Source organism: Negadavirga shengliensis (assembly GCF_042652345.1).
GTDB classification, from domain to species: domain Bacteria; phylum Bacteroidota; class Bacteroidia; order Cytophagales; family Cyclobacteriaceae; genus Negadavirga; species Negadavirga shengliensis.
Genome location: NZ_JBHSJJ010000006.1, coordinates 230,895 through 253,327 on the forward strand (window position 1 = coordinate 230,895; position 22,433 = coordinate 253,327).

14 protein-coding genes and 2 pseudogenes are annotated in these 22,433 nt (G+C 44.4%); all 16 read left to right on the forward strand.

Going from position 1 to position 22,433, the window contains the following annotated elements:
- The first annotated feature begins 149 nt into the window (after nucleotides 1-149).
- On the forward strand, nucleotides 150-2,312 hold the full coding sequence (locus ACFPFU_RS12570; protein ID WP_377064993.1) for a glutamine synthetase III family protein: 2,163 nt from the start codon (nucleotides 150-152) through the stop codon (nucleotides 2,310-2,312).
- 759 nt (nucleotides 2,313-3,071) lie between these two features.
- Nucleotides 3,072-6,083, forward strand: a complete 3,012-nt coding sequence (locus ACFPFU_RS12575) for a SusC/RagA family TonB-linked outer membrane protein (RefSeq protein ID WP_377064995.1) — start codon at nucleotides 3,072-3,074, stop codon at nucleotides 6,081-6,083.
- 12 nt (nucleotides 6,084-6,095) lie between these two features.
- Nucleotides 6,096-7,529, forward strand: a complete 1,434-nt coding sequence (locus ACFPFU_RS12580) for a RagB/SusD family nutrient uptake outer membrane protein (RefSeq protein WP_377064997.1) — start codon at nucleotides 6,096-6,098, stop codon at nucleotides 7,527-7,529.
- Nucleotides 7,530-7,597: 68 nt separating this feature from the next.
- Nucleotides 7,598-9,169 (forward strand): sulfatase family protein, encoded by a 1,572-nt coding sequence (locus ACFPFU_RS12585; RefSeq protein WP_377064999.1) that lies wholly within the window; start codon nucleotides 7,598-7,600, stop codon nucleotides 9,167-9,169.
- A gap of 204 nt (nucleotides 9,170-9,373) precedes the next feature.
- Nucleotides 9,374-10,411, forward strand: a complete 1,038-nt coding sequence (locus ACFPFU_RS12590) for a LacI family DNA-binding transcriptional regulator (RefSeq protein WP_377065001.1) — start codon at nucleotides 9,374-9,376, stop codon at nucleotides 10,409-10,411.
- 261 nt (nucleotides 10,412-10,672) lie between these two features.
- Entirely contained in the window at nucleotides 10,673-11,821 is a 1,149-nt protein-coding gene (locus ACFPFU_RS12595; protein WP_377065003.1) for a glycoside hydrolase family 172 protein, read from the forward strand.
- Nucleotides 11,822-11,930: 109 nt separating this feature from the next.
- Nucleotides 11,931-13,163 (forward strand): DUF6786 family protein, encoded by a 1,233-nt coding sequence (locus ACFPFU_RS12600; RefSeq protein ID WP_377065005.1) that lies wholly within the window; start codon nucleotides 11,931-11,933, stop codon nucleotides 13,161-13,163.
- A 248-nt stretch (nucleotides 13,164-13,411) separates the two neighbouring features.
- A complete protein-coding gene (gene fucP / locus ACFPFU_RS12605; protein ID WP_377065007.1) occupies nucleotides 13,412-14,725 on the forward strand; it encodes an L-fucose:H+ symporter permease in 1,314 nt (437 codons plus the stop codon).
- Nucleotides 14,726-14,777: 52 nt separating this feature from the next.
- Entirely contained in the window at nucleotides 14,778-15,941 is a 1,164-nt protein-coding gene (locus ACFPFU_RS12610) for a glycoside hydrolase family 172 protein (RefSeq protein WP_377065009.1), read from the forward strand.
- 43 nt (nucleotides 15,942-15,984) lie between these two features.
- On the forward strand, nucleotides 15,985-18,288 hold the full coding sequence (locus ACFPFU_RS12615) for a DUF2961 domain-containing protein (protein ID WP_377065011.1): 2,304 nt from the start codon (nucleotides 15,985-15,987) through the stop codon (nucleotides 18,286-18,288).
- Nucleotides 18,289-18,603: 315 nt separating this feature from the next.
- Nucleotides 18,604-19,833 (forward strand): glycoside hydrolase family 172 protein, encoded by a 1,230-nt coding sequence (locus ACFPFU_RS12620; protein WP_377065013.1) that lies wholly within the window; start codon nucleotides 18,604-18,606, stop codon nucleotides 19,831-19,833.
- A gap of 46 nt (nucleotides 19,834-19,879) precedes the next feature.
- Nucleotides 19,880-21,508, forward strand: a complete 1,629-nt coding sequence (locus ACFPFU_RS12625) for a sulfatase family protein (protein ID WP_377065015.1) — start codon at nucleotides 19,880-19,882, stop codon at nucleotides 21,506-21,508.
- Nucleotides 21,509-21,519: 11 nt separating this feature from the next.
- Nucleotides 21,520-21,651 (forward strand): hypothetical protein, encoded by a 132-nt coding sequence (locus ACFPFU_RS12630; protein ID WP_377065017.1) that lies wholly within the window; start codon nucleotides 21,520-21,522, stop codon nucleotides 21,649-21,651.
- 4 nt (nucleotides 21,652-21,655) lie between these two features.
- Nucleotides 21,656-21,889: pseudogene (locus ACFPFU_RS12635) on the forward strand (sulfatase-like hydrolase/transferase); the annotation flags it as partial.
- Nucleotides 21,890-21,951: 62 nt separating this feature from the next.
- Nucleotides 21,952-22,188 carry a sulfatase/phosphatase domain-containing protein gene (locus tag ACFPFU_RS12640; RefSeq protein ID WP_377065019.1) on the forward strand — a complete coding sequence of 79 codons (237 nt, stop codon included), beginning with the start codon at nucleotides 21,952-21,954 and terminating at the stop codon, nucleotides 22,186-22,188.
- A gap of 61 nt (nucleotides 22,189-22,249) precedes the next feature.
- Nucleotides 22,250-22,336 (forward strand): annotated as a pseudogene (locus tag ACFPFU_RS25700) (sulfatase/phosphatase domain-containing protein); the annotation flags it as partial.
- Nucleotides 22,337-22,433 lie beyond the last annotated feature (97 nt).

Sequence of the window (22,433 nt, forward strand, 5' to 3'; positions counted from 1 at the left end):
AAAAATCTCTCAATCCATGCATTTTTTGGGTATTATTTTTGAAAATCATGTAAATTTTAGCCAACATACCTCATATTTTCACCAATTGGCTTGTAATTCCGTATTATTTTCTACTTTTGCATATAGTTTTTAAACCACAATATCAAAAAATGGCAACACTAAGACAACAAGCATTGATGAAGGTGCAATCCAGGCCAAAGGTAATCGCCGTTGCACCTTCACTGAAAATTTCTGATTATTTTGGAACTCAGGTTTTCGGGTTGAAGGAAATGCAGGCATCTCTTGCTCCTTCTGTCTTTCAGAAAGTGAGTTCTGCAATAGACAAAGGGACCAAAATTGACATGTCGACTGCGGATGAGATTGCAACTGCCGTGAAGAGTTGGGCAATGTCTAAAGGTGCCACCCACTATACGCATTGGTTTCAGCCTTTGACAGGTTCCACAGCCGAAAAACATGATACTTTTTTTGATGCAATGTCCGGTATGGAAAAATTCAAAGGCAGTGCATTGGTACAACAGGAGCCGGATGCCTCCTCTTTCCCCAGTGGCGGATTAAGAACTACCTTTGAAGCCAGGGGATATACTGCCTGGGATCCCAGTTCCCCGATCTTTATATTTGATCAGACGCTTTGTATTCCCACCATCTTTGTGTCTTACACAGGGGAGGCGCTTGATTTCAAAACCCCGTTGATCAGGTCTACTGAAGCCATCAACAATGCGGCCGTGGATATCTGTCAGTTTTTTGACAGAAACGTGAGGAAAGTAAACCCTTCACTTGGGGTTGAGCAGGAATATTTTGTGGTGGACAGGGCGTTGTATGCTACACGGCCTGATTTGGTAATGGCTGGAAGAACAGTGTTTGGCCATAACCCTGCCAGGGGACAGCAATTGGATGACCATTACTTCGGTTCTATCCCTTCCCGGGTGAAAGAATACATGAAGGATTTTGAAATAGAGGCGCTTAAATTAGGCATACCTGTTTCCACCCGTCACAATGAGGTGGCTCCGGGTCAGTTTGAAGTGGCGCCGCTTTTTGAGGATATCAACAAAGCGACAGACCATAACCTGCTGCTGATGGATGTGATGGAAAAGGTAGCTGAAAAGCATGGTTTGAAAGTGCTTTTTCATGAGAAGCCCTTCGCAGGACTGAACGGCAGCGGTAAGCACAACAACTGGTCTTTGATTACGGATACAGGCGTTAATCTTTTCCAACCCAGCAATTCGGCAAGGGAAAACTTACAGTTCCTTTGCTTTTTGGTTTCCACAATTAAAGCGGTTCATAAGTATGCCGACTTGCTTCGTGCAAGCATCGCCTCTGCCGCCAACGACTTCAGATTAGGTGCCAACGAGGCTCCTCCGGCAATCATTTCCGTTTTCCTGGGTTCTACGCTTTCCGGAATTCTGGATGAATTGGAGAAGAATGGAAACATCAAAATCGAAAAAGGGGACAACATGTACATGAAATTGGGTATTTCGAAGATACCTGAAATCATCCTGGATAACACGGACCGAAACAGGACATCTCCCTTTGCTTTTACCGGTAATAAATTTGAATTCAGAGCAGTGGGTTCAAGCGCAAATCCTGCGGGACCGATGACAGCATTAAATGTAATCGTTGCTGATGTGCTTAAACAGCTCAAAAGAGATATTGATAGGGAAATCGACGGAGGAAAAGAGAAAAAGATAGCCATAGTAGATGTGCTTAGAAAATACATCAAAGAAAGCAAAGACATCAGATTTGAAGGGGATGGTTATTCTGAGGAATGGGAGAAGGAAGCCGCAAAAAGGGGGCTTTCAAACCTTAAGAGCACGCCGTATGCCCTGGATGTGCTGATTTCCAAGCAAGTGGCGGAACTATATTGTAGGCATAATGTCCTGAATGAGAAGGAACTCCATGCCCGCCATGAAATCAGGTTGGAGAATTATGTGATGAAGGTTCAGATCGAATCCAGGGTAATGGGGGATTTGGCGCTTAACCACATCATTCCCACGGCCATACAGTATCAGAATAAACTGATCCAAAATGCAAACGGTCTGAAGGGCTTGGGGCTTGACCACAGAGCGGCAATAGAGACCATTGAAGAAATCAGCAAGCACATCGAATCCCTGAAAGCCAATGTCGGCAATATGATTGAAGCCAGGAAAAGGATCAATAAGATTGAAGACATCACTGAAAAATCGAAGCTTTACAGCACCGATGTGAAGGACGCATTTTTCCATAAGATCAGGTATGCCGTTGACAAACTGGAACTCCTGGTCGATGATGAGTGGTGGCCATTAACCAAATATAGAGAGATGCTGTTTTTGAAATAGCAGATTAACTGAATGATGTTTTGTAAAAAGAGGCTGTCTCAAATCCGGGACAGCCTCTTTTTTTGTTTTTACGTGTATATAATTGAATTTACTGTACCCGGCAGGAAATCCCCGGACTCTTTGACGGATCTCTACAGGATTTTGCCGAGGGAAACCCTGGTCTGTGCTTTAGAAACAGGGTTTGAAATGTGAAGCGTTTCGCTGGCCATGTAAAAAAACAAATCAAAATATGTGAATATTTTTTTTTCAAAAAGAATATGGTTATAATTGCCCAAGTTAATCGATTAACATAAATAGCAATAAGAATCATGCGTTTTACAACTGCTTTTTTATTGTGGCTTGTATTAATCGATTAACTAATTAATTAACATTAACTAACCCAATAACGGTATGAAACATTTCTACATTCAGCTGAAGTTACCCAACCCCGATCAAAGATCATCTCGCTAAGAAAAAGGTCTGTCAAGAGGATAATCATGCGTATTGTTTTCGGCGATTAACCAGGCGTATTCCATCTTTAATACATGCCATTTTAAAAATTTAACATCGCAGGATGAGAGCTTTTGAGTTAATCGATTAACGGATTAAAAGTCGGCAGTTCCCCAGGTATAGGGTTTTCAATCCTGTTTTAACTTAAAAATCTTACAAATAATATGGTAAACCAATACACTCAAAATAGTCATGAAGTATTTATTGAAAAATTGGAGGAGAACAAATACTCATTGTAGTTTTTTTATATTATGCACCACCTTGTTTTTAATGAATGTAAAAGTCTCAAATGCATTTCAACGGGAAGGTGATAAAATTACCGTTCAGGGAAAAGTATCAGACGAAAGCGGCATGGAAATGCCCGGGGTATTGATCAGGATCACGGGAACGGGTGAGGGGACTTCCACCGATGCATCCGGGAATTATTCCATTCAGGTTTCACCGGATGCTGTTTTGATTTTTTCTTTTATGGGTTACGAATCCCAGGAAATACCCGTTGGCAGCAGAAGTGAAATCAATACCGTAATGGCTGAGGACATCGGCCAACTTGAGGAAATTGTTGTTGTCGGCTACGGGGTGGTGGATAAAAAAGATATCACAGGATCTGTGAACTCATTGCGATCCAGGGATTTCAATCCCGGTGTCCAAATGTCTGTAGATCAAATGATACAAGGCAGGGCACCAGGTGTTCAGGTCACACAGGCCAGTTCGGAACCAGGAGGGGGGATTTCCATAAGAATCCGTGGCGCTTCATCCATTACGGCCGGGAATGAACCCTTGTACGTCATTGATGGATTGCCGATCACCAATTTCCCGGCTCCCGGGTCCGCTGTGGATGCCAATCCCAATCCCAGAAACCCGTTAAACGCCCTGAACCCGGAAGACGTGGAATCCATTGAAGTGTTGAAGGATGCTTCGGCCACCGCAATTTATGGCTCGAGAGGGGCAAATGGTGTGATACTCATTACCACTAAAAGGGGAAACAGGGGGAAAATGAAAGTAGAATATAATACTTATGTAGGTATGCAGGAAGTGGCTAGAAAACTGGACGTACTTTCAGCACCCGAATACATGAATTTCCTGAATGACTTAAGGGCCGAATCAGGAGGAAATCCGGTTTTTACACAGGAGGAAATTGCAGCGATAGGGAACGGCACCAACTGGCAGGATGAAATTTTCAGGACAGCACCGGTCCAGAATCACCAGCTTTCTTTCAGTGGGGGATCAAGTGATACACAATATTACCTTTCTTTGAATTACATGGACCAGGAAGGTGTGGTGATCAATTCCGGTGCTAAACGCTACACCGCAAGGATCAACCTGAACCATACTTTGGACAGGTTTAATTTTGGGCTCAACCTAAATACCAGCGTGCTTCAGGATAATTACGTGCCTTTTGGGCTGGGGATAAACGCCGGAGCAGGCGTGATTGCCACTGCCCTTCAGATGGACCCTACCATGCCTGTAAGAAATCCCGACGGGAGTTATTCGGAAAGCAACATCGTTGACCTGGATAATCCTGTGGCTATTGCCAATACCATATTTGATGAAGCTGAAACCAACCGGGTTTTTGGGAGTTTTTTTGCTGAATATTCCCTTACGGACAATTTGAAAGCAAAGGTGAATTTTGGGAGTGACCGACAATCCATCCGGAGGGATGGGTTTGTTTCCAAGGAAACCAAAAGAGGACAGCTCTCCAACGGCCAGGCCGATATCGCCCAACAGGACAGATCCAACTATTTGGCGGAATTGACATTGAGTTATGATAAGGAATTTGAGGGTAGCCATAGGCTGAATGCAGTGGCTGGATATACCTATCAGGAATTTAACGGCAGGGGTTTCAATGCAGGAGCCAGGAATTTTCCTACAGACGCATTTTTCACCAACAATTTAAGTGCCGGCGAACAGGAGCAGTATGTTATTGGCTCGGGAAGATTTAAAAACCAATTGCTGTCCTATTTGGGGAGGGCAAATTATTCTTTTATGAATAAATACTTGATAACGGCTGCTTTTAGAATAGACGGTTCATCGAGATTTGGAGAAGAAAACAAGTTCGGGTATTTCCCTTCTTTGGCTTTGGGATGGAGGCTTGTGGATGAGGGTGTTGTTTCCAATATGGACTTGTTTTCAGAACTTAAGCTAAGGGCAAGTTACGGCGTTACCGGTAACCAGGAAATAGGCAATTATCAATCCCAGGTGTTGATGGGCGTGACAGGGGATGCGATTTTTAACAAATCCCGCAACGTCGGAATAGCTCCGGTCCGGTTGGGAAATCCGGATCTGAAATGGGAAACTACACGGCAGGTCAATGTGGGACTTGATTATGGGTTTTTGGAAGACCGGATTACCGGTTCCGTGGACTACTTTGTCAAAAACACGAATGACTTGTTGCTGTTTTTGCCAATTCCCCGTACCAGCGGGTTTTCCACGTCGCTTCAAAATGTAGGCGATGTGCGGAACAGCGGCCTGGAATTCCTGGTAAACTCTCACAATATCGTGGGTGAATTTAACTGGTCTACCACATTTAACCTGGCTACGGTGAGGAATGAGGTCACCAATTTGGGACCGTTGAACAGAATTTTGCAGGGAGGTATCCGGTTCATTGACCAATTCAGTATCCTGGAGGAAGGGGCACCCATCAATGCCTACTTCGGTTACCAAGTGGAGGGGGTTTTCCAATCCGCTGAGGAAATAGCCAATTCAGCCCAGCCCAATGCCCAGCCGGGCCAACTGAAATACAGGGATATCAACAATGATGGACAGATCAATGCGGATGACCGTACCATCATAGGCAGTCCGTTTCCGGATTTTACTGTCGGGATTAACAACAACTTTTCCTACAGAGGTTTTGATTTCAGTTTTTTCTTTGATGGCTCCTACGGCAATGAAATGCTGAATTTTACCAGAATAGATACAGAAAACCCGATAGAATTCAGAAGAAACAGACAGGATTACGTTCTGGAAAGATGGACGGCTGAAAACCCTTCCTCCGAACAACCTTCATTTCGATCAAATCCCCTTCAGGTAAACAGCAGGGCTGTTGAGGATGCGTCGTTTTTAAGACTCAGGAATTTAAGGCTTGGCTACAGCTTTCCCAGACTGCAATCAAGACTGATCTCTTCTTTGTCAATGTACTTAACAGGCCAAAACCTGTTTACAATTACCAATTATAGCGGTTTCAATCCTGATGTGAGTGTCTTGGGGACTTCCAACCTCAGGGTTGATTACAATGCCTATCCACTGGCTAAGATCTATACTATAGGAATTAACATCGGCATTTAAATTATCAGAGAGATGAAAAATCTTTATACAATCACCATCATATTATTGGTTTCCTCACTATATGCCTGTAGTGATTTATTGGAAGAAGAAGTTTTTGGGGAATTGGCGCCCAGCAACTTTTTCAATAACCAAGAGGATGCGGAATCCATTCTGAACGCGGCATATGCCAATTCACAAGGTTACCGTGATCTGGCCCGCGATTACCTCACATTTGGAGAATTCAACACTGATTTAGCACTTCAGCGTGAGGGGGCGATCAGTACCTTCATCCATCCGGTTGAGAATTTTACCTGGGACTCAACGCATCCATGGCTACAGGGTTTGTGGGCCCGTTATTATTCAGCCATATACAGAACCAATACCATTCTGGATTATGTGCCGGATATTGAAATGGATGAGGAAAGGAAACGCCAGATCCTGGCAGAAGCAAGGTTTTTGCGTGCATTTAATTACTTTTACCTCTATGATCTTTTTGGTCCGACACCTTTGATTGTCAGCAGTTTGACATCAGTAGATGATAGACCTGAACGGGCTTTAGCAGAAGAATTCCAAAAGTTTATAGAAGATGAATTAAGAGACGTTAGTGCCATCCTTCCTGCAACCCAGGCGCAATATCCCCGGGCCACAAAAGGAGCCGCATTGGGTTTTTTATGCAAATTTTACCTGAACAACCGGAAATGGCAGGAAGCCGCAGCGACGGCCCAGGAAATTATTGAGAGCAATGACTATGAAATATTCATGGGGAATCACAGGGCGGATCTTTTTGCTTTGGGGAATGAGGGCAACAAGGAGTTTCTATTCGCTGTACCTTTTATTGCACATAGCGCTATCGGAAACACCTATCTCAGTCACGCGGCTCCTCCAGGTTACAGGTTTCAGTTTCCGCCTAAGGTAAATTTCGCCGCTCAGTTCAAAATCTACTCTGATTTTATTGATACTTTCGAACCTGATGACCAACGGTTGGCTGCTTTTTTGTTTGAATACACAAATCAAGCAGGCAATACGGTGGTATTGGGAACCGATGATGCAAGGAGCTTTAAATACCCAGAAGATCCCAATGGGGTCGGGGATGTAAGCAGCAATGACTTTCCTTTGTTAAGGTATGCAGACATCCTGTTGTCCCGGGCGGAAGCACTGAATGAATTATCGGGGCCTAATGAGGAATCCATTTCCCTGATTAATGAGGTCAGGCAAGCGGCCAGGGTATCCCCTGTTTCCCTGGCGGATTTTACCGACCAGTCCGATTTGCGCGATTTTATATTGGCGGAGAGGGGAAGGGAATTCCATACTGAAGCGTTACGGAGGCAGGATTTGATCCGTCATGGAAGGTTTATAGCGTCAGCTCTTTCCCGGGGAATGCCGGCCAGTCCACATCATGTGCTTTATCCCATTCCGCAAGTCGAAATGGATGCCAATCCCAACCTGATTCAAAATGACGGATATTAGTCTTATTAAATAAAGCCGCTATTTTAATAACTTCAAACGCATTATCATAAGTAATAAAAACCAGAAAGATGAGAAATTTTAAGAAACATAACCTGCATGGATTGTTGTGTCTGGCTTATTTAATCGTGTTGTGTTCTTTCAACCGTCCTGTTTTCGACAAAAATGACGGTGATAAACCCAATGTCATTATTATACAGGTAGATGACCTGGGCTATGGTGATGTGGGTACATATGGAGCTACCAAAGTGAGGACACCAAACCTTGACCGATTGGCCGACGAAGGTTGCAAATTTATGGACGCACATTCGGCTTCTGCTGTATGTTCACCTTCCAGGTACGCTTTGCTGACGGGGCAATATCCTGCCAGAAAGGACTTTTGGTATCCGGTTTTTTTAAAAGATACTTTGGTAATCGATACAGCGCAGATGACCATAGGAAAACTGATGAAGGGTGCAGGGTATGAAACGGCTATTGTGGGTAAATGGCATTTGGGGTTTGGGAATGAATACCCCGTCAATTGGAACAATGAGCTTAAGCCGGGGCCATTGGAGTTGGGTTTTGATTACTATTTTGGGGTTCCTGTTTTGAACAGCCATCCACCCTTTGTTTATGTGGAAAACCATAAAGTACTTGGGCTGAGCGGGGATGATCCCTTTGAGTATGGCAAAAGGGCGAAAACAAGGGAATTTGACGAAAAATTTGACCTGAATGCCATTGGGGGCGCAGAAGAGGCTCACCGGCTGTATAAAGACAGGGAGGCAGGCACCACGCTGAAGGACAAGGCAATAGCATGGGTGCAGAAAAAGAAAGATGCTCCGTTTTTCCTTTATTTCGCACCCACTCAGATACATCATCCTTTTACTTCTGCACCCCAGTTTATCGGCACCAGTGAGGCAGGCGCCTATGGGGACTTTATTCATGAATTGGATTGGATGGTAGGTGAGCTTTTGGATTTTTTGGATGAATCCGGACTCGCCGACAACACATTGGTCATATTCACCAGTGATAATGGCGGGATGCTGAACAGAGGGGGGCAAACCGCATGGGAAGCAGGCCATAAAATCAACGGGGATCTCCTGGGGTTTAAGTTTGGGGCATGGGAAGGAGGACACCGGGTTCCTTTCATCGTAAGATGGCCTGGCAAGACCCCTGCCGGGACCCAATCAGACCAGCTGATTTCGAATATAGATATGTTGGCAACGCTTGCGGCACTCACAGGTAAGGAACTGAAGCCGGAGGAGGGGCCGGATAGTTACAATATGTTGCCGGCCTTGACTTTATCTTCGGAGGAGCCAATAAGGGATCATTTGGTGATCAGCCCATCCAGAAAGTCCCATCTGGCCATCAGGAAGGGTAAATGGATGTACATTTCAGACCAGGGAGAAGGAGGGTTCCCGGGCCAGGAAGTAGGTTCCCATTCCTTTGGCGGAGCAGCGGCACATGTATTTACCGGACAGGTTAATAGTGATGTCGTGAATGGGGAAATCAAGAAGGATGCAGCTCCCGCCCAGCTATATGATCTGGATGCAGATCCCACCCAAAAACGCAATCTGTATAATGAACACCCGGAAATAGCCGGTGAACTAAAGCGTCTGCTCCTGGAAACATTGAATCAACCCATCAGCAATAAACAAAAGTGATGCTGGGGGTTAGAACCCTCACTTTGCAGTGGCTTTTAACAATAACAGAAGTACTTCGAACGATACTTAAATAAAAAAATAATGTTTTATATCCGGGAGAACAAATAATATTTAAAAAACGAGACTATTTTGAATAAATAAAATAGTCAATTGACGGATATTTTTGTAGATTTAATTAAAAAGTCTACTATTTTAAAATCTCTCATGAAAAAGAAAGTTTCACTAAAAGATATTGCCGAAATCGTTGGAGTATCTACGGCCACCATCTCTTATGTTTTGAGCAAAGGGGAGGAGAACCGGGTCAGCCCGAAGATGGCTGCCAAAATCAAAAAGGTGGCTAAGGAACTGAACTACCAACCTAATCAGATCGCAAAGAGTCTAAAGAGTGGCAGAACATTTACCATAGGACTGATTGTCGCGGATATCTCCAATCCATTTTTTGCTAATATTGCCAGAATAATTGAGGATGAAGCCAAAAAGCGGGATTACACGGTGATTTTTGGGAGTTCGGATGAAAGTGAAGACAAATCCAGGGATTTGATAAGATTTTTGAGCAACAGACAGGTGGACGGTTTTATTATTGCACCGACTGAAAAATCCATCGATCAAATAGAACAGCTAAAGGCACAGAATATACCTTTTGTTCTGATAGACAGGTATTTTCCCGAACTGGAGACGAGCTACGTGGTGATCAATAATTATCAAGCAGCCTATGATGCAGTCAGCAGGCTGATTGACACGGGCCATTCCAGCATTGGGGTGATATCCTACAGCCAGGGGCTTTTTCATATGCGGGAGAGGGTAAGGGGCTATAAACGGGCTGTTTTGGATCATGGTCTTAATTTTAAGAAAACCTGGATGAAGGAAGTAAGTTATGCCAATGCCAAAAAGGAAGTGGAAGCCGCTATCGACCAGTTGGTAAGCAAGAGAAAAGAGGTAAGCGCCTTGTTCTTCGCCACCAATACCTTAGCCGTCCATGGTTTGAAGCATATTGACCGGCTGAAGCTGAAAGTTCCGGATGATGTGGGGGTCGTTTGTTTTGATCAGGGGGAGGCGTTTGATTTTTACTATTGCCCTTTGACCTATGTCAAGCAACCGTTGGTTGAATTAGGTACTGCTGCGGTAAATATATTAATAGACCAAATAAGCCGAAAAAATAAAGGTTACAGCCGGACTTCCCTGGAAGCCGAGCTGATCGTCCGGGATTCTTGTACCCGTTTAGAAAAACATATGGACGTCTGAAAAAATGGGAACACGATAGTTGGAATCATGCTTTGTTTGTTAATCGATTAAGTATACTTTTGATTCTGATAGGGTGCCTGTTGAGAGATTAGTGTTTGTGCCATAGATTGGAGGGCACGGGCTTTCGCTCATTCCCGGGTTTTTCTAAAAGGGAAAACTGTACGCGGGATTGTCCCGATAATAAATGTAAGTTAATCGATTAATTTGTGATGTCCTGAAATTTATCTTAAAGTAAAAAATAATAATAAACTAAAAACAATTATGAAAAAGTTGATAGGTGTCTTTACGATACTTTTAACGGTAGTGATGGTCCCGCTGCATGCACAGGAAAAATTCAACGGATTGGATGTTGGAATGGGGAATTTATACCGACTATCCGATGCTAAGACCAGATCAATCAGTCCTGAAAATTTTACGGGAGAACCCGGAAAAGGAGCCATGGCTTCTTTGGAAGAAGGAAATGCAGGTAATGTGGCCAGGGAATTGGGCCAGGGATGGAAGGTCAATCCTTTTGTGAGGATAGAGCCGGGGGAAACATTTACTTTGGCTGAGATCGATGGCTCTGGGGCCATACAACATATTTGGATGACACCTACCGGCCACTGGAGGTTTTCGATTTTGCGTTTTTATTGGGATGATGAAGAGACACCTTCTGTGGAGGTACCCGTTGGCGATTTTTTTGGAATGGGCTGGCAGGAATATGCGCATTTGAACTCCCTTCCTGTTTCGGTAAATCCGGGCAGTGCATTCAATTCCTACTGGGTCATGCCATTTAGAAAAAAATGCAGGATCACTATGGAAAATATCGGAGCGAATCAAATGACGCTGTATTATCAAATTGACTACACCCTCACAGAAGTTCCCGACGATGCAGCCTACTTTCATGCACAGTTCCGACGCAGTAACCCTACCAAGGGTTCTCTGCATACTTTGGTTGACGGTATAAAAGGAAAGGGCCATTATGTAGGAACATTTATGGCTTGGCAAGTAAACAACAAAGGTTGGTGGGGCGAAGGGGAGATCAAATTTTATATGGATGGGGACAAGGAATTCCCAACCATAGCCGGAACAGGTACGGAAGACTATTTTTTGGGTTCTTATAATTTTGAAAACAGGAAAACCCATCAATATGAGGAGTTTTCAACGGCATATGCCGGACTTCATCAGGTTATCCGTCCGGACGGACTTTATAATTCCCAGCAGCGGTTTGGTTTATACAGATGGCATATCCAGGATCCAATACGCTTTGAAAAAGAGCTTAAAGTCACCATCCAGGACTTAGGGTGGAGAAGTAACCACAGGTATTTGCCTCAACAGTCCGATATCAGCTCTGTCGTGTACTGGTACCAGCGGGAGCCTCATGCTCCATTTCCGAAGTTGCCTTCCGCAAATGAGCTGGAAGTCAATTAGGCGACTGCTTGCAGCCATGTCAAAATGTATACGACAATGACCTGGTTTTAACAATTTTAAATATATTGGAACTACAATGTTATATAAACCTGTGGCACCGATCTTAAATATGATGACAAGAATTAGTTGGTTAATCATGCCGATGGTGGTTTTTCTCATGTCTGCCTGCCATAAGGACAAAGGAGGAAGCACAGACTTGGACGGTTATAACCATGGTACTTTTGGATATGATTTGAAGTTTCTTCTGGAAAAGGATGATAGCCTGATATTGCTCGAAAGTACGGTAGGGAATGCCAAGGTGGCCGTTTCTCCTAAATACCAAGGCAAGGTGTTTACCTCTTCCGCTGATGGCCTTGATGGGAAAAGTTTTGGCTGGATTAACTATGAAGCCTTTGACCAGCCCCTCGACCCTCATATGAATGCGTATGGGGGCGAGAACAGGTTGTGGCTCGGGCCGGAAGGGGGCCAGTATTCTGTCTTTTTTGGTCCCGGGGATAAGATGGAATTTGAGAATTGGGTCACGCCTCCTGCCGTAGATTATGAAAGTTGGGAAGCCGTTTCCCAAACCCCCCAACACGTATCCATGCAAAAGGAAGGTGTTTTTCCCAATTATTTGGGTACGGAATTTAACATAAGAATCAACCGGGATGTCCGTATTCTTGAAATTCATGAAATACAGGAAATGCTGGACATTGAGTTGGAAGATGATCCCATCCAGGTCGTGGCTTATGAAACGGACAACACCATCACCAATATCGGTGGCAACGCGTGGACAAAAGCGTCAGGTGCTCCGTGCATTTGGATTTTGGACATGTTCACACCGTCACCGCACACAACCATTGTCATTCCGTATCATGAAACAGGGGAAACGAAGGTGGCTACAACAGATTACTTTGGTGAAATCCCCCAGGACCGGATCGCATACCATAACGGGGTATTGTTTTTCAAAGCGGATGGCAAACATAGGGGAAAACTTGGGATGGGTCCGGAGCGGGCTAAACCGGTTGCGGGGAGTTTTGACGCAGCGGATAACGTACTCACGCTGACTGTATTTGACGTGGATCCTGACGCTGTTTATCTTAATCAGGAGTGGACAACAGCCAATGATCCCCTTCAGGGTGATGCGGTCAACGCATACAATGACGGGCCTTTGGAGGACGGAAGCCAAATGGGACCTTTTTACGAGTTGGAGAGTGTATCACCTGCTGCCTTTCTCAAACCTGGAGAAAAGTTGAGACACAGGCACAGTGTGTTTCATTTTGTAGGTGATAAAGAAGTGCTTAACAGAATTTCTTTAAGAAATTTAGGTGTTTCTTTGGAAGAAATAAGAACGGTGTTTTAGTCCTGGCATTGGGTAAGTGCAGGAGAAAATTGCAGATTAAATATGCCTGTCAGGCAGGTCTGAATATGTCAGATATGAAAAAGTATTTCCGGGGCGCAGACCTCCCATTGAGGCATTTGCTTTGAAATCCTTTTATGATATGGATGATATAAAATATACAGAACTTTAAAAAAGCCAACCGCTTCAGCTGATTAAATCCTGATTTATGCCATCCATGGCTCATTGCTATCCCGTAAATAATCTAATCCATGAATAATGAAATTTTAGAGAAAGAACCCTTAATCCGACCTGGTATAGTTTTCCCCTTTATCGTGATCACCAGTCTTTTCTTTCTATGGGGTTTGGCAAATAACATGACGGATACTTTGCTCGCCGCGTTTAAGCGGATCATGAGCATGTCGGATTTTCAGACCTCGTGGATACAACTGGCATTTTATGGGGCCTACTTCCTTTTGGCGCTTCCCGCGGCTATCGTTATTAAGAAGTACAGTTACAAAACCGGTGTTTTGCTGGGATTGGGGATGTTCATCATTGGCGCGCTCTCATTTTATCCTGCCAGTATCACCATGGTATATGGACATTTTCTAACAGCTTTATTTGTTCTTGCCGGAGGCTTGTCCATACTTGAAACCGTGGCAAATCCCTATATCATCGCCATGGGACCAAAAAGTACCGGCACCAGAAGATTGAATCTGGCCCAGTCTTTCAACCCCATTGGCTCTATTTCCGGAGTATTGTTGAGCAAGATATTTATTCTTTCTAAGCTTAACCTAATAGGCGAGCAAGAGCGGGCGGGTATGGATGCAGAACAGCTCAAGACCATACAGTCTGAAGAACTCACTGCCGTGATGGGTCCCTATGTAGGTGTGGCTTTTTTTCTGATGATGCTATGGATTTTGATCATCTTCATCAAAATGCCGATGGGTAGGGACAAATCCCATCATCTGGATCTTAAAGGTTCAGTAGGGAGATTAATAAGAAAACCCCATTATGTAGGAGCTGTCGTTGCCCAGTTTTTCTATGTAGGGGCGCAGATAGGCGTATGGTCTTTTACCATCCGTTATGTCATGCAGGAATTGCAAGTGAACGAAGACGAGGCATCTTCCTACTATCTCCTTGCCCTGCTCCTTTTTGCGGGCAGCCGGTTTGTATTTACTGCCCTGATGAAATATTTCAGCCCCAGATTGCTTTTGCTTTTTTCTGCCTTTGCCGCGACCATCTGTACTTTATTCGTGATCTACGGTCAGGGGATGGTGGCTGTTGGCGCATTGATTATGATATCAGGATTCATGTCTCTGATGTTTCCTACCATCTACGGTCTCGGACTCCAGGAGTTAGGTGAAGACACCAAAATAGGAGGCTCAGGTCTGATTATGGCCATACTGGGAGGAGCTGTAATGACTTCTGTGCAAGGACAGGTTTCTGATCTCACAGGAAGCATATATATAGCCTATTATGTACCCCTGTTTTGTTTTGTCATGATCATTATTTATGCCCTAATGGAAGAGAAGTGGATAAAAAAAGCCAGATATGAAGAAAGGTTGACTGAAACTTCTATTTAATGATAAACTTAACTGTACACATTTAATAAATAAACTCAAAAATAACCTGCTTATGAGAACCTGCATTGTAATTTGGATTTTACTGGGCTGGGCTTGGTCCGGTACCGGGAGCTTATATGCCCAACAGCATCAATACGAACGTGATATCTGGCTTTTGAGGGACTACTCCTCACAGAGGATTTCCAGTTATGACACAACCGGGGCCAATGATGACGGAAACTGGAAAGATAAGATCAAACCGGAAGAAACCAGGGTGATCGGTGAGGTAACCGGACCGGGAATTATAAAGCACATATGGGTCACCATTGCCAGCAATGAGCCGGGTCATTTAAAAAAGATAGTATTGAGAATGTATTGGGATGGAGAGGACCAGCCCAGTGTGGAGGCACCCATAGGGGATTTTTTTGGCCTGGGCCTGGGTAAATATTACTTGTTTGAATCAAAATACTTGTCCGTTGGTTCACAGAGGGCGCTGAATTCGGCCTTTCCGATGCCTTTTAAGCAATCGGCCAAAATTACGGTTACCAATGAAGGTGAGCAGGAAATCAACGCGTTTTATTACAACATCGATTGGGAAAAACATGAAGTCTTGCCCGAAAACACGGCCTATTTTCATGCCCAGTTTCGGCAGGCAGTACCGACCAACGGTTGGACAAATGACTGGAACCGGAACAGTGACCCCCATATCAACGGCAAACAGAACAAAACAGGAGAGGACAATTATGTGATTTTGGAGGCAGAGGGACAGGGCCACTATATAGGAGTGATGCACAGCCTTATCCAGAACCAGGGAGATTGGTGGGGTGAAGGAGACGAAATGATTTTTATCGACGGGGCGGAAAAGCCTCAAATCCATGGCACGGGAGCAGAGGATTATTATCTGGGAGCCTGGTGCTATGGAGGTTGTGGTATCAACCCTTTTGGGCATTCAAAACCAGAGTTTGATTATAGTGAATACGGCAATCCCAGAAACGGGGGAGATGACAGGGGAGCCCAGTGGACAGTTTATCGTTTTCACAGCGAATCCCCCGTGGTGTTTGAAAAAGACATTAAGGTAACCATAGAATCTGGCCATGCCAACCATAGGTCTGATAATTATTATACCGTGGCTTATTGGTACCAGACAGAACCTCATAAACCTTTTCCCCAACTGCCCCCGGTCGGCGAGAGAATCCCCCAGCTAGTAAATACAGAAGGACCTACTATGGGGAAATAGGCCTTTATTAAATTTCAATCAGCAGGTATTACCTAATTTTAACATGTTTGGTAGAAATAAAAAAATTGATTTGACTGCGGAGAAAAAGGGGCTCATTAATTGGGTTAATGGGGTTATTATTCTCATTATCCTATCCATCTATCCCGATCTCTCCTCAGGCCAGTCAACAGAAAAAAAACATCCTATTCCGATCGGATGGGATGCCTATTTGATGTGGGATAAATTGCCCCAGCAGCGGACAGGTGTGCGTGCCTATATGCGGAGTACCTATGACAGGGAAGGTGGAAATCAATCTGCAGATGCCAGCCATTTTCTCTTTGCCAACGAAGAGGACCATAATGTTACGTTGGATGTAAAAGGAAAAGGGATACTTTATTTCTTTAGGGCCAATCACTGGCATGGAAGTCCCTGGCATTTTATCGTGGACGGTAAAGATAACCTGGTCCGGGAAACGGGGACTTCAGACCCGATACATGCCAAAAACAAGCTTCAGAATACAGCGTTTATCCCCAAGGATCCATTCCCTGAGCCTTTGGCCTGGACCTGGAGTACTACCAAAGGAGCTGACCTCATCTGGACACCCATGTCATTTACGGATTCCTTCCGAATTGCCTATTCCCGCACCCGTTATGGTACGGGATATTATATTTATCATCTGTACGCCAATGAAGAAGGTTTGACCCAAAAAATAGAATCATGGGATATCAATGAGCCGGCGAAGCAGGAAGTGGTGGAATTGCTTGGCAGGGCCGGAACAGATATAGCTCCGGATGATATCTACAAAGTCCATGGGAAGGTACAATTGGACAAGCCTAGCAAAGAAATAGCGGTAATAAAATCACCATCTTCCACCATACGGGCTTTAAAATTCAGTTTGCCTTTGGATAAATCGCTTGATTTGGAGCGCATGAGATTAAAAGTGACTTGGGATGAGGCCGATTTCCCATCGATTGATGCTCCTTTATGTTTGTTTTTTGGCGCCGGGACCTTCTATAACCGCGATGAAAAGGAATATCTGGTAAAGGGGTTTCCCATCAATATCCGCTTTGATTATAAAAACCAGCAGGTGGAACTTGCGTGTTATTACCCCATGCCTTTTTTCCGCTCAGCTAAAATTGAAATCACCGACATCGTACCTGATGATACGGAGATTGCCTATGAAATACGTTATGAAAAAAGTGCTGTTCCCGATAGTATCAGTAGTTATTTACATGCCACCTATATGGATATGCCGGACCCCGAACTGGGAGAGGACCTTGTGTTTTTGGACACCAAAGGGGTAGAGGGGCACGATGAATGGTCTGGAAGTTTTGTAGGGACCTCTTTTATATTTTCCCATGATAATTTTTTGGGTACGCTGGAAGGCGATCCCAGGTTTTTTTTCGACGACAGCCAAACCCCTCAAGCCTATGGAACCGGTACGGAAGAATGGGGTGGGGGAGGTGACTATTGGGGAGGGAGAAATATGACTTTACCCCTGGCAGGACACCCCTGTGGAGCTCCTGACCGACAGGAAGCAAAAAACGAAAGGGATATGATCCAATCTGCTTACAGGTTCCTCATCGCAGATTTGATGCCTTTTGGCCGGCGGGCGGTGATCCGGTTTGAACATGGTGGAGAGAATTTATCCTCAGAACATTATGAAACAGTAACGTATTGGTATGGGTTACCCATGGCAACACTCATAAAAACGGATGAAATTGATATTGGGAATACCGATAGCGAGCATGCACATCAATACTATGCTCCGGATGCCTCTGAAGTGGACACCATCCGTTCCAGGTACGAGTGGGGCATAGATTTTTTTCCTGAAAGAACATGGGGAATGAATCCTGACAAAATCCAGGGATACGATAAAAAAAGAGGGAAGGATATTTATCCTGAACAGATAAAATACGGCCGCTACACCCGGAAGGGCTCCGAGTTCAACATCCAACTCGCACCCAATAATAAAGGAGCCTTATTAAGAAGAACATTGGATTATGGTTTTCCGAATCAGACTGCGGAAATTTACATTGGCCCAGCGGGAAAGAAACCCGAAGATATAGGGGAGGAGGAGTGGGAAAAAGTAGGGATATGGTATTTGGCCGGTTCCAATACCTGCTTGTATTCTGATCCCGGAGGAGAGCTGGAGAAGCGTTTACACAGAACCAAAACTTCCAACAGGCGTTTTCGGGATGACGAGTTTCTGATCCCGGCAAGATATACAAAGGACAAATCTGAGTTGAGGCTGAGGGTCAGGTACATTCCGGACGGACAGGAATTGTTTCCCGGTTTTCCATTTCCCAGAGAAAATGCCTGGAGTGAATTGAGTTACGAGGTATATTCTTATATCTCACCAGATTGATATCAACGTCACCAATCGCGCCTTGGAGCAAAACCCTGGGTATGACTGATGGGAAATGCGGTCAAAGATTTAACAATGAGCGAAGAAGCATGCGGATCATAAAATTCGGCCGTTAAATTATTACAAAACAGATATGATTCCTTCTCCTCTGCCACTGGTTCGAAGTAGGGGAAGGAACGTTATTTAAATTTAACCCCAATGCACATGAAACCAAGCATGATCCGTCAGCTGGCAGAACACACAGAGGAATGCCCCGATAGCCCTGATAGCCCCGATAGCTACCTTACGTTTGTTAGATGGAAAAATTATAATCATATGAAAACGACCTATAAATCTTATGGAAGGGAATTGCTTTTCATGATGTCATTTGTAATGATAATGGCATCATCCAGCGCCCAGGAATGGTATAAGAAACCAGAAGGAGTAAATACCCGTTGGACGAGCTTCGAAAACCCGGAAGGAGAGAAAGGGGCCGGCGGTAAGGAAAACAAAGGTGCCAAAGGCCATGCCTATGACCAGGTAAATGCTGGAGAAACAGTCACTTTATTGGATGTTGAAGGCGCCGGAATCATCCATAGAATCTGGCTGACGATCAATGCCCGTAACCCTGAAATGCTGCGTTCGCTGAGGATGGATATGTACTGGGATGGCGAAGAAAAGCCTGCGGTTTCCGTTCCCCTCGGGGACTTCTTTGGCGTAGGCTTAGGAAGAAGGGTGAAGTTTGAAAATGATTTGTTTTCTGATCCCGAAGGACGATCATTCAACTGTTTTATTCCCATGCCCTTCAAATCTGGCGCGCGGATCGCCATCACCAACGAATCGGAAAAGGACTTATTACTGTTGTTCTATGACATTAATTTTGTGAAACTGGATGAAGCAGGTGAAGACCTTTTGTATTTTCATGCGTATTGGAACCGGGAACCGCAGGGAGCTCTGGGCAAAGATTATGAAATCCTTCCCAAAGTGCTTGGAACCGGGAGGTTTTTGGGAACCAACATAGGAGTGATAACAGATCCGGTATACGAAGATACCTGGTGGGGTGAGGGAGAAGTGAAAATGTACCTGGATGGTGACAGGGATTTGCCTACACTGATAGGGACCGGAACCGAAGATTATATAGGTTCTGCCTGGGAACAGGGGACTTTTGCCAATCGTTTTCAGGGCTCACTAATTGTGGATAAGGAGAAAGGTCTGTACACCTTTTACAGGTACCACATCCCGGATCCCGTCTATTTTTATGAAGACATTCAGGTGACCATCCAAAGAATGGGTGGCGCACAAAAAGAAAAAGTAATCCAACTCCTTGAGAAAGGGGCCGAGTTAATTCCGGTGACCGCTGGAGACGCACCCAACCAGATCAGCTTATTGGACCAGGATCCTCCTTTGGATATTCACGATGAGGATTTTCCGCCTGGCTGGACCAATTTTTACCGGAAGGACGATTGGTCATCCACAGCATATTTCTATCTGGATAAACCTGTCAGCCATCTTCCTGAACTTCAGGTTGTAGAAAAACGGACTGAAAAACTACAAGATACCAAGTAAAAATGGTTTTTCGCCTTTAACAAACTACCTCAGTAAACAATTAACTATGAGATTAGCTAATAAAAAATTACTGCCTACCTGGTTGGGTTTTTTTCCCCTTATTGCATGGACAATTTTGATGACTGCCTGCTCAAAGGAGGAGAAATCCGTTCCTAAAAGACCCAACATTATATTCATTATGGCAGATGATCATGCCAGCCGGACGATCAGCGCCTATGAAGGGGCAATTAACCATACTCCAAATATAGACCGGCTGGCGGAAGAGGGCGCGGTTTTTCTGAACAGCTTCTGTGGAAATTCAATTTGTGGGCCAAGCAGGGCAACTATCCTTACAGGAAAACACAGCCATATGAACGGCGTCACCGGCAATGGCGCCCCTTGGGACAGTACCCAGGTGGTCTTTCCGCGGCTACTGAAAGACGCAGGCTATCAATCTGTCCTTTTCGGAAAGTGGCACCTTAACAGCAAACCGGCGGACGAGTTTGATGAATATAAAATCCTAACAGGGGCAGGGAAACAGGGTTTTTATTATAACCCTGAGTTTTTCACGAAAGGCAAAGGAACTGAAACGGTAGAAGGATATTCCACGGATCTGGTAACGGATGACGCGTTGCAATGGTTAAAGGAGTCGAGAAATGAAGAAGAGCCATTTCTGATGTTGGTCCAATATAAATCTACCCATGTTCCCAGAATGCCGCCATTAAGGCTACTGAATAAATATATGGATGATACCATACCTGAACCGGAGACCTTTTTTGATGATTTTGCCACACGTTCCCATTACGCTACTGATGTCAATTTCCATATCAGGGAACACAGGCCACTGCCTCAATACGGGACATATGATCCCAAGAAGGAAAACATCTATTTGGCCAGGATGTCAGATGAGCAACTCAAAGCTTACCACGAGGTGATTGATCCCCAAAATCGGGAATTCCAGAAAATGAAAGAAGAGGGGTTACTGAGAGGGGACAGCATGAAAAAATACGCCTATCAACGTTTCATCAAGGACTATCTAAGATGTGTGGATGCCATTGATGAGAACGTGGGAAGGATTCTTGATTGGCTGGATGCAGACGAGGAACTCAAAAACAACACGATCGTGATCTACTGTTCTGATCAGGATTATTTTACCGGTGAGCATGGTTATGCAGAAAAAAGGCTGATGTATGAAGGTGCCATAAATATGCCTTTGCTGATTCGATGGCCTGATAAGATCAAACCAGGCACGAGGGTTCAGGATATGGTTCAGAACATCGACTATGCCCCAACATTTTTGGATATGGCAGGAATAGAAATCCCGACGGACATGCAGGGAAAATCTTTTAAACCTGTGGTGGAAGATAAAAGCGTTCCGGACTGGAGAGAGGCGGTATATTATCATTATTATGACCATGGGCAGCATGTGGTAGGCCGACATGACGGCATAAGGGATAAAAGGTACAAGCTCATTCATTTTTATACAGATGACACTTGGGAATTTTATGATTTGGAAAATGATCCCAATGAATTGTACAACGCTTATGGGGACAAATCCTACGAGGCAGAAATTAAAAGAATGGAAGAGGGGTTGGTGAATTTACGTAAACAATATAAAGTACCCGAGTGGGTATTTTCCCCACCGTATGTTTCTTTAAAAGGAATAGAACAGACCCAGGGAGCGAATAAAGATTAAATAAACAGTTAATGCAGAGATCAGTAAAACAGCTTATTGTCGCAACTCTATGGTCCATCAGCATGGGGCTGGTGGCCTGTAGCAGTGGTGACATACAACAGGACGCGAAAAGGCCCAATATCATTTTCATCATGTCGGTTTGACAGAATGACAGCCGAGCAAAAGGAGCAATGGAACAATGCCTACCGGCCAAAGAATGGTGATTTTCATGATCAAAACCTCTCCGGTAAAGCGGAAGCACTGTGGAAATTGCAGCGTTATTTAAGTGATTATATGGGAACCATCGCGGCCGTGGATGAAGGTATGGGGGAAGTATTGGATTACCTGAAAGCCGCCGGTTTGGAAGAAAATACCATAGTGGTTTATACTTCTGACCAGGGATTTTACCTGGGAGAGCATGGTTGGTTTGATAAGCGGTTTATGTATGAAGAATCAAAACGCCCTTGCTCATTCGCTACCCGGAAAAAATCAAACCAGGATCAGTCTCCACTGAACCGGTACAAAACCTGGATTTTGCCCCCACCTTCCTTCATTACGCGGAGGTGCCCATTCCTGAAGACATGCAGGGGGAGTCCCTCCATCCCCTATTGGAAAATGGATCTGTAGATGATTGGAGAACAGCCTTGTATTATCATTACTACGAATATCCGGCTTTTCATATGTTTATAATTGTTCCTTAATTGTCATATGGAATCTCACATGTGTGATAATCATGCCTCCGTGTGACGATTCCGTCATGCTCGATTTCATATGGTGAAAAGGCACTATGGAATCAGGACCCCGCAGCACAAACTGATTCACTTTTACAATGATATCGATGCCTGGTAGTTTTACGATCTGGAGAAGGACCCGCATGAAATCCATAACCTGATTGACGATCCAAATTATGCGGGCTTGGTGGATTCGTTAAAATCGGAATTGCATA

Excerpts from the sequence above, each read along its gene's own strand:
- ACFPFU_RS12585 (WP_377064999.1), top strand. The coding sequence starts at position 7,598 with ATGAGAAATTTTAAGAAACATAACCTGCATGGATTGTTGTGTCTGGCT.
- ACFPFU_RS12580 (WP_377064997.1), top strand. The coding sequence starts at position 6,096 with ATGAAAAATCTTTATACAATCACCATCATATTATTGGTTTCCTCACTA.
- ACFPFU_RS12630 (WP_377065017.1), top strand. The coding sequence starts at position 21,520 with ATGCAGAGATCAGTAAAACAGCTTATTGTCGCAACTCTATGGTCCATC.
- ACFPFU_RS12595 (WP_377065003.1), top strand. The coding sequence starts at position 10,673 with ATGAAAAAGTTGATAGGTGTCTTTACGATACTTTTAACGGTAGTGATG.
- ACFPFU_RS12610 (WP_377065009.1), top strand. The coding sequence starts at position 14,778 with ATGAGAACCTGCATTGTAATTTGGATTTTACTGGGCTGGGCTTGGTCC.
- ACFPFU_RS12590 (WP_377065001.1), top strand. The coding sequence starts at position 9,374 with ATGAAAAAGAAAGTTTCACTAAAAGATATTGCCGAAATCGTTGGAGTA.
- fucP (WP_377065007.1), top strand. The coding sequence starts at position 13,412 with ATGAATAATGAAATTTTAGAGAAAGAACCCTTAATCCGACCTGGTATA.
- ACFPFU_RS12575 (WP_377064995.1), top strand. The coding sequence starts at position 3,072 with ATGAATGTAAAAGTCTCAAATGCATTTCAACGGGAAGGTGATAAAATT.
- ACFPFU_RS12570 (WP_377064993.1), top strand. The coding sequence starts at position 150 with ATGGCAACACTAAGACAACAAGCATTGATGAAGGTGCAATCCAGGCCA.
- ACFPFU_RS12620 (WP_377065013.1), top strand. The coding sequence starts at position 18,604 with ATGAAAACGACCTATAAATCTTATGGAAGGGAATTGCTTTTCATGATG.
- ACFPFU_RS12615 (WP_377065011.1), top strand. The coding sequence starts at position 15,985 with ATGTTTGGTAGAAATAAAAAAATTGATTTGACTGCGGAGAAAAAGGGG.
- ACFPFU_RS12600 (WP_377065005.1), top strand. The coding sequence starts at position 11,931 with ATGATGACAAGAATTAGTTGGTTAATCATGCCGATGGTGGTTTTTCTC.
- ACFPFU_RS12625 (WP_377065015.1), top strand. The coding sequence starts at position 19,880 with ATGAGATTAGCTAATAAAAAATTACTGCCTACCTGGTTGGGTTTTTTT.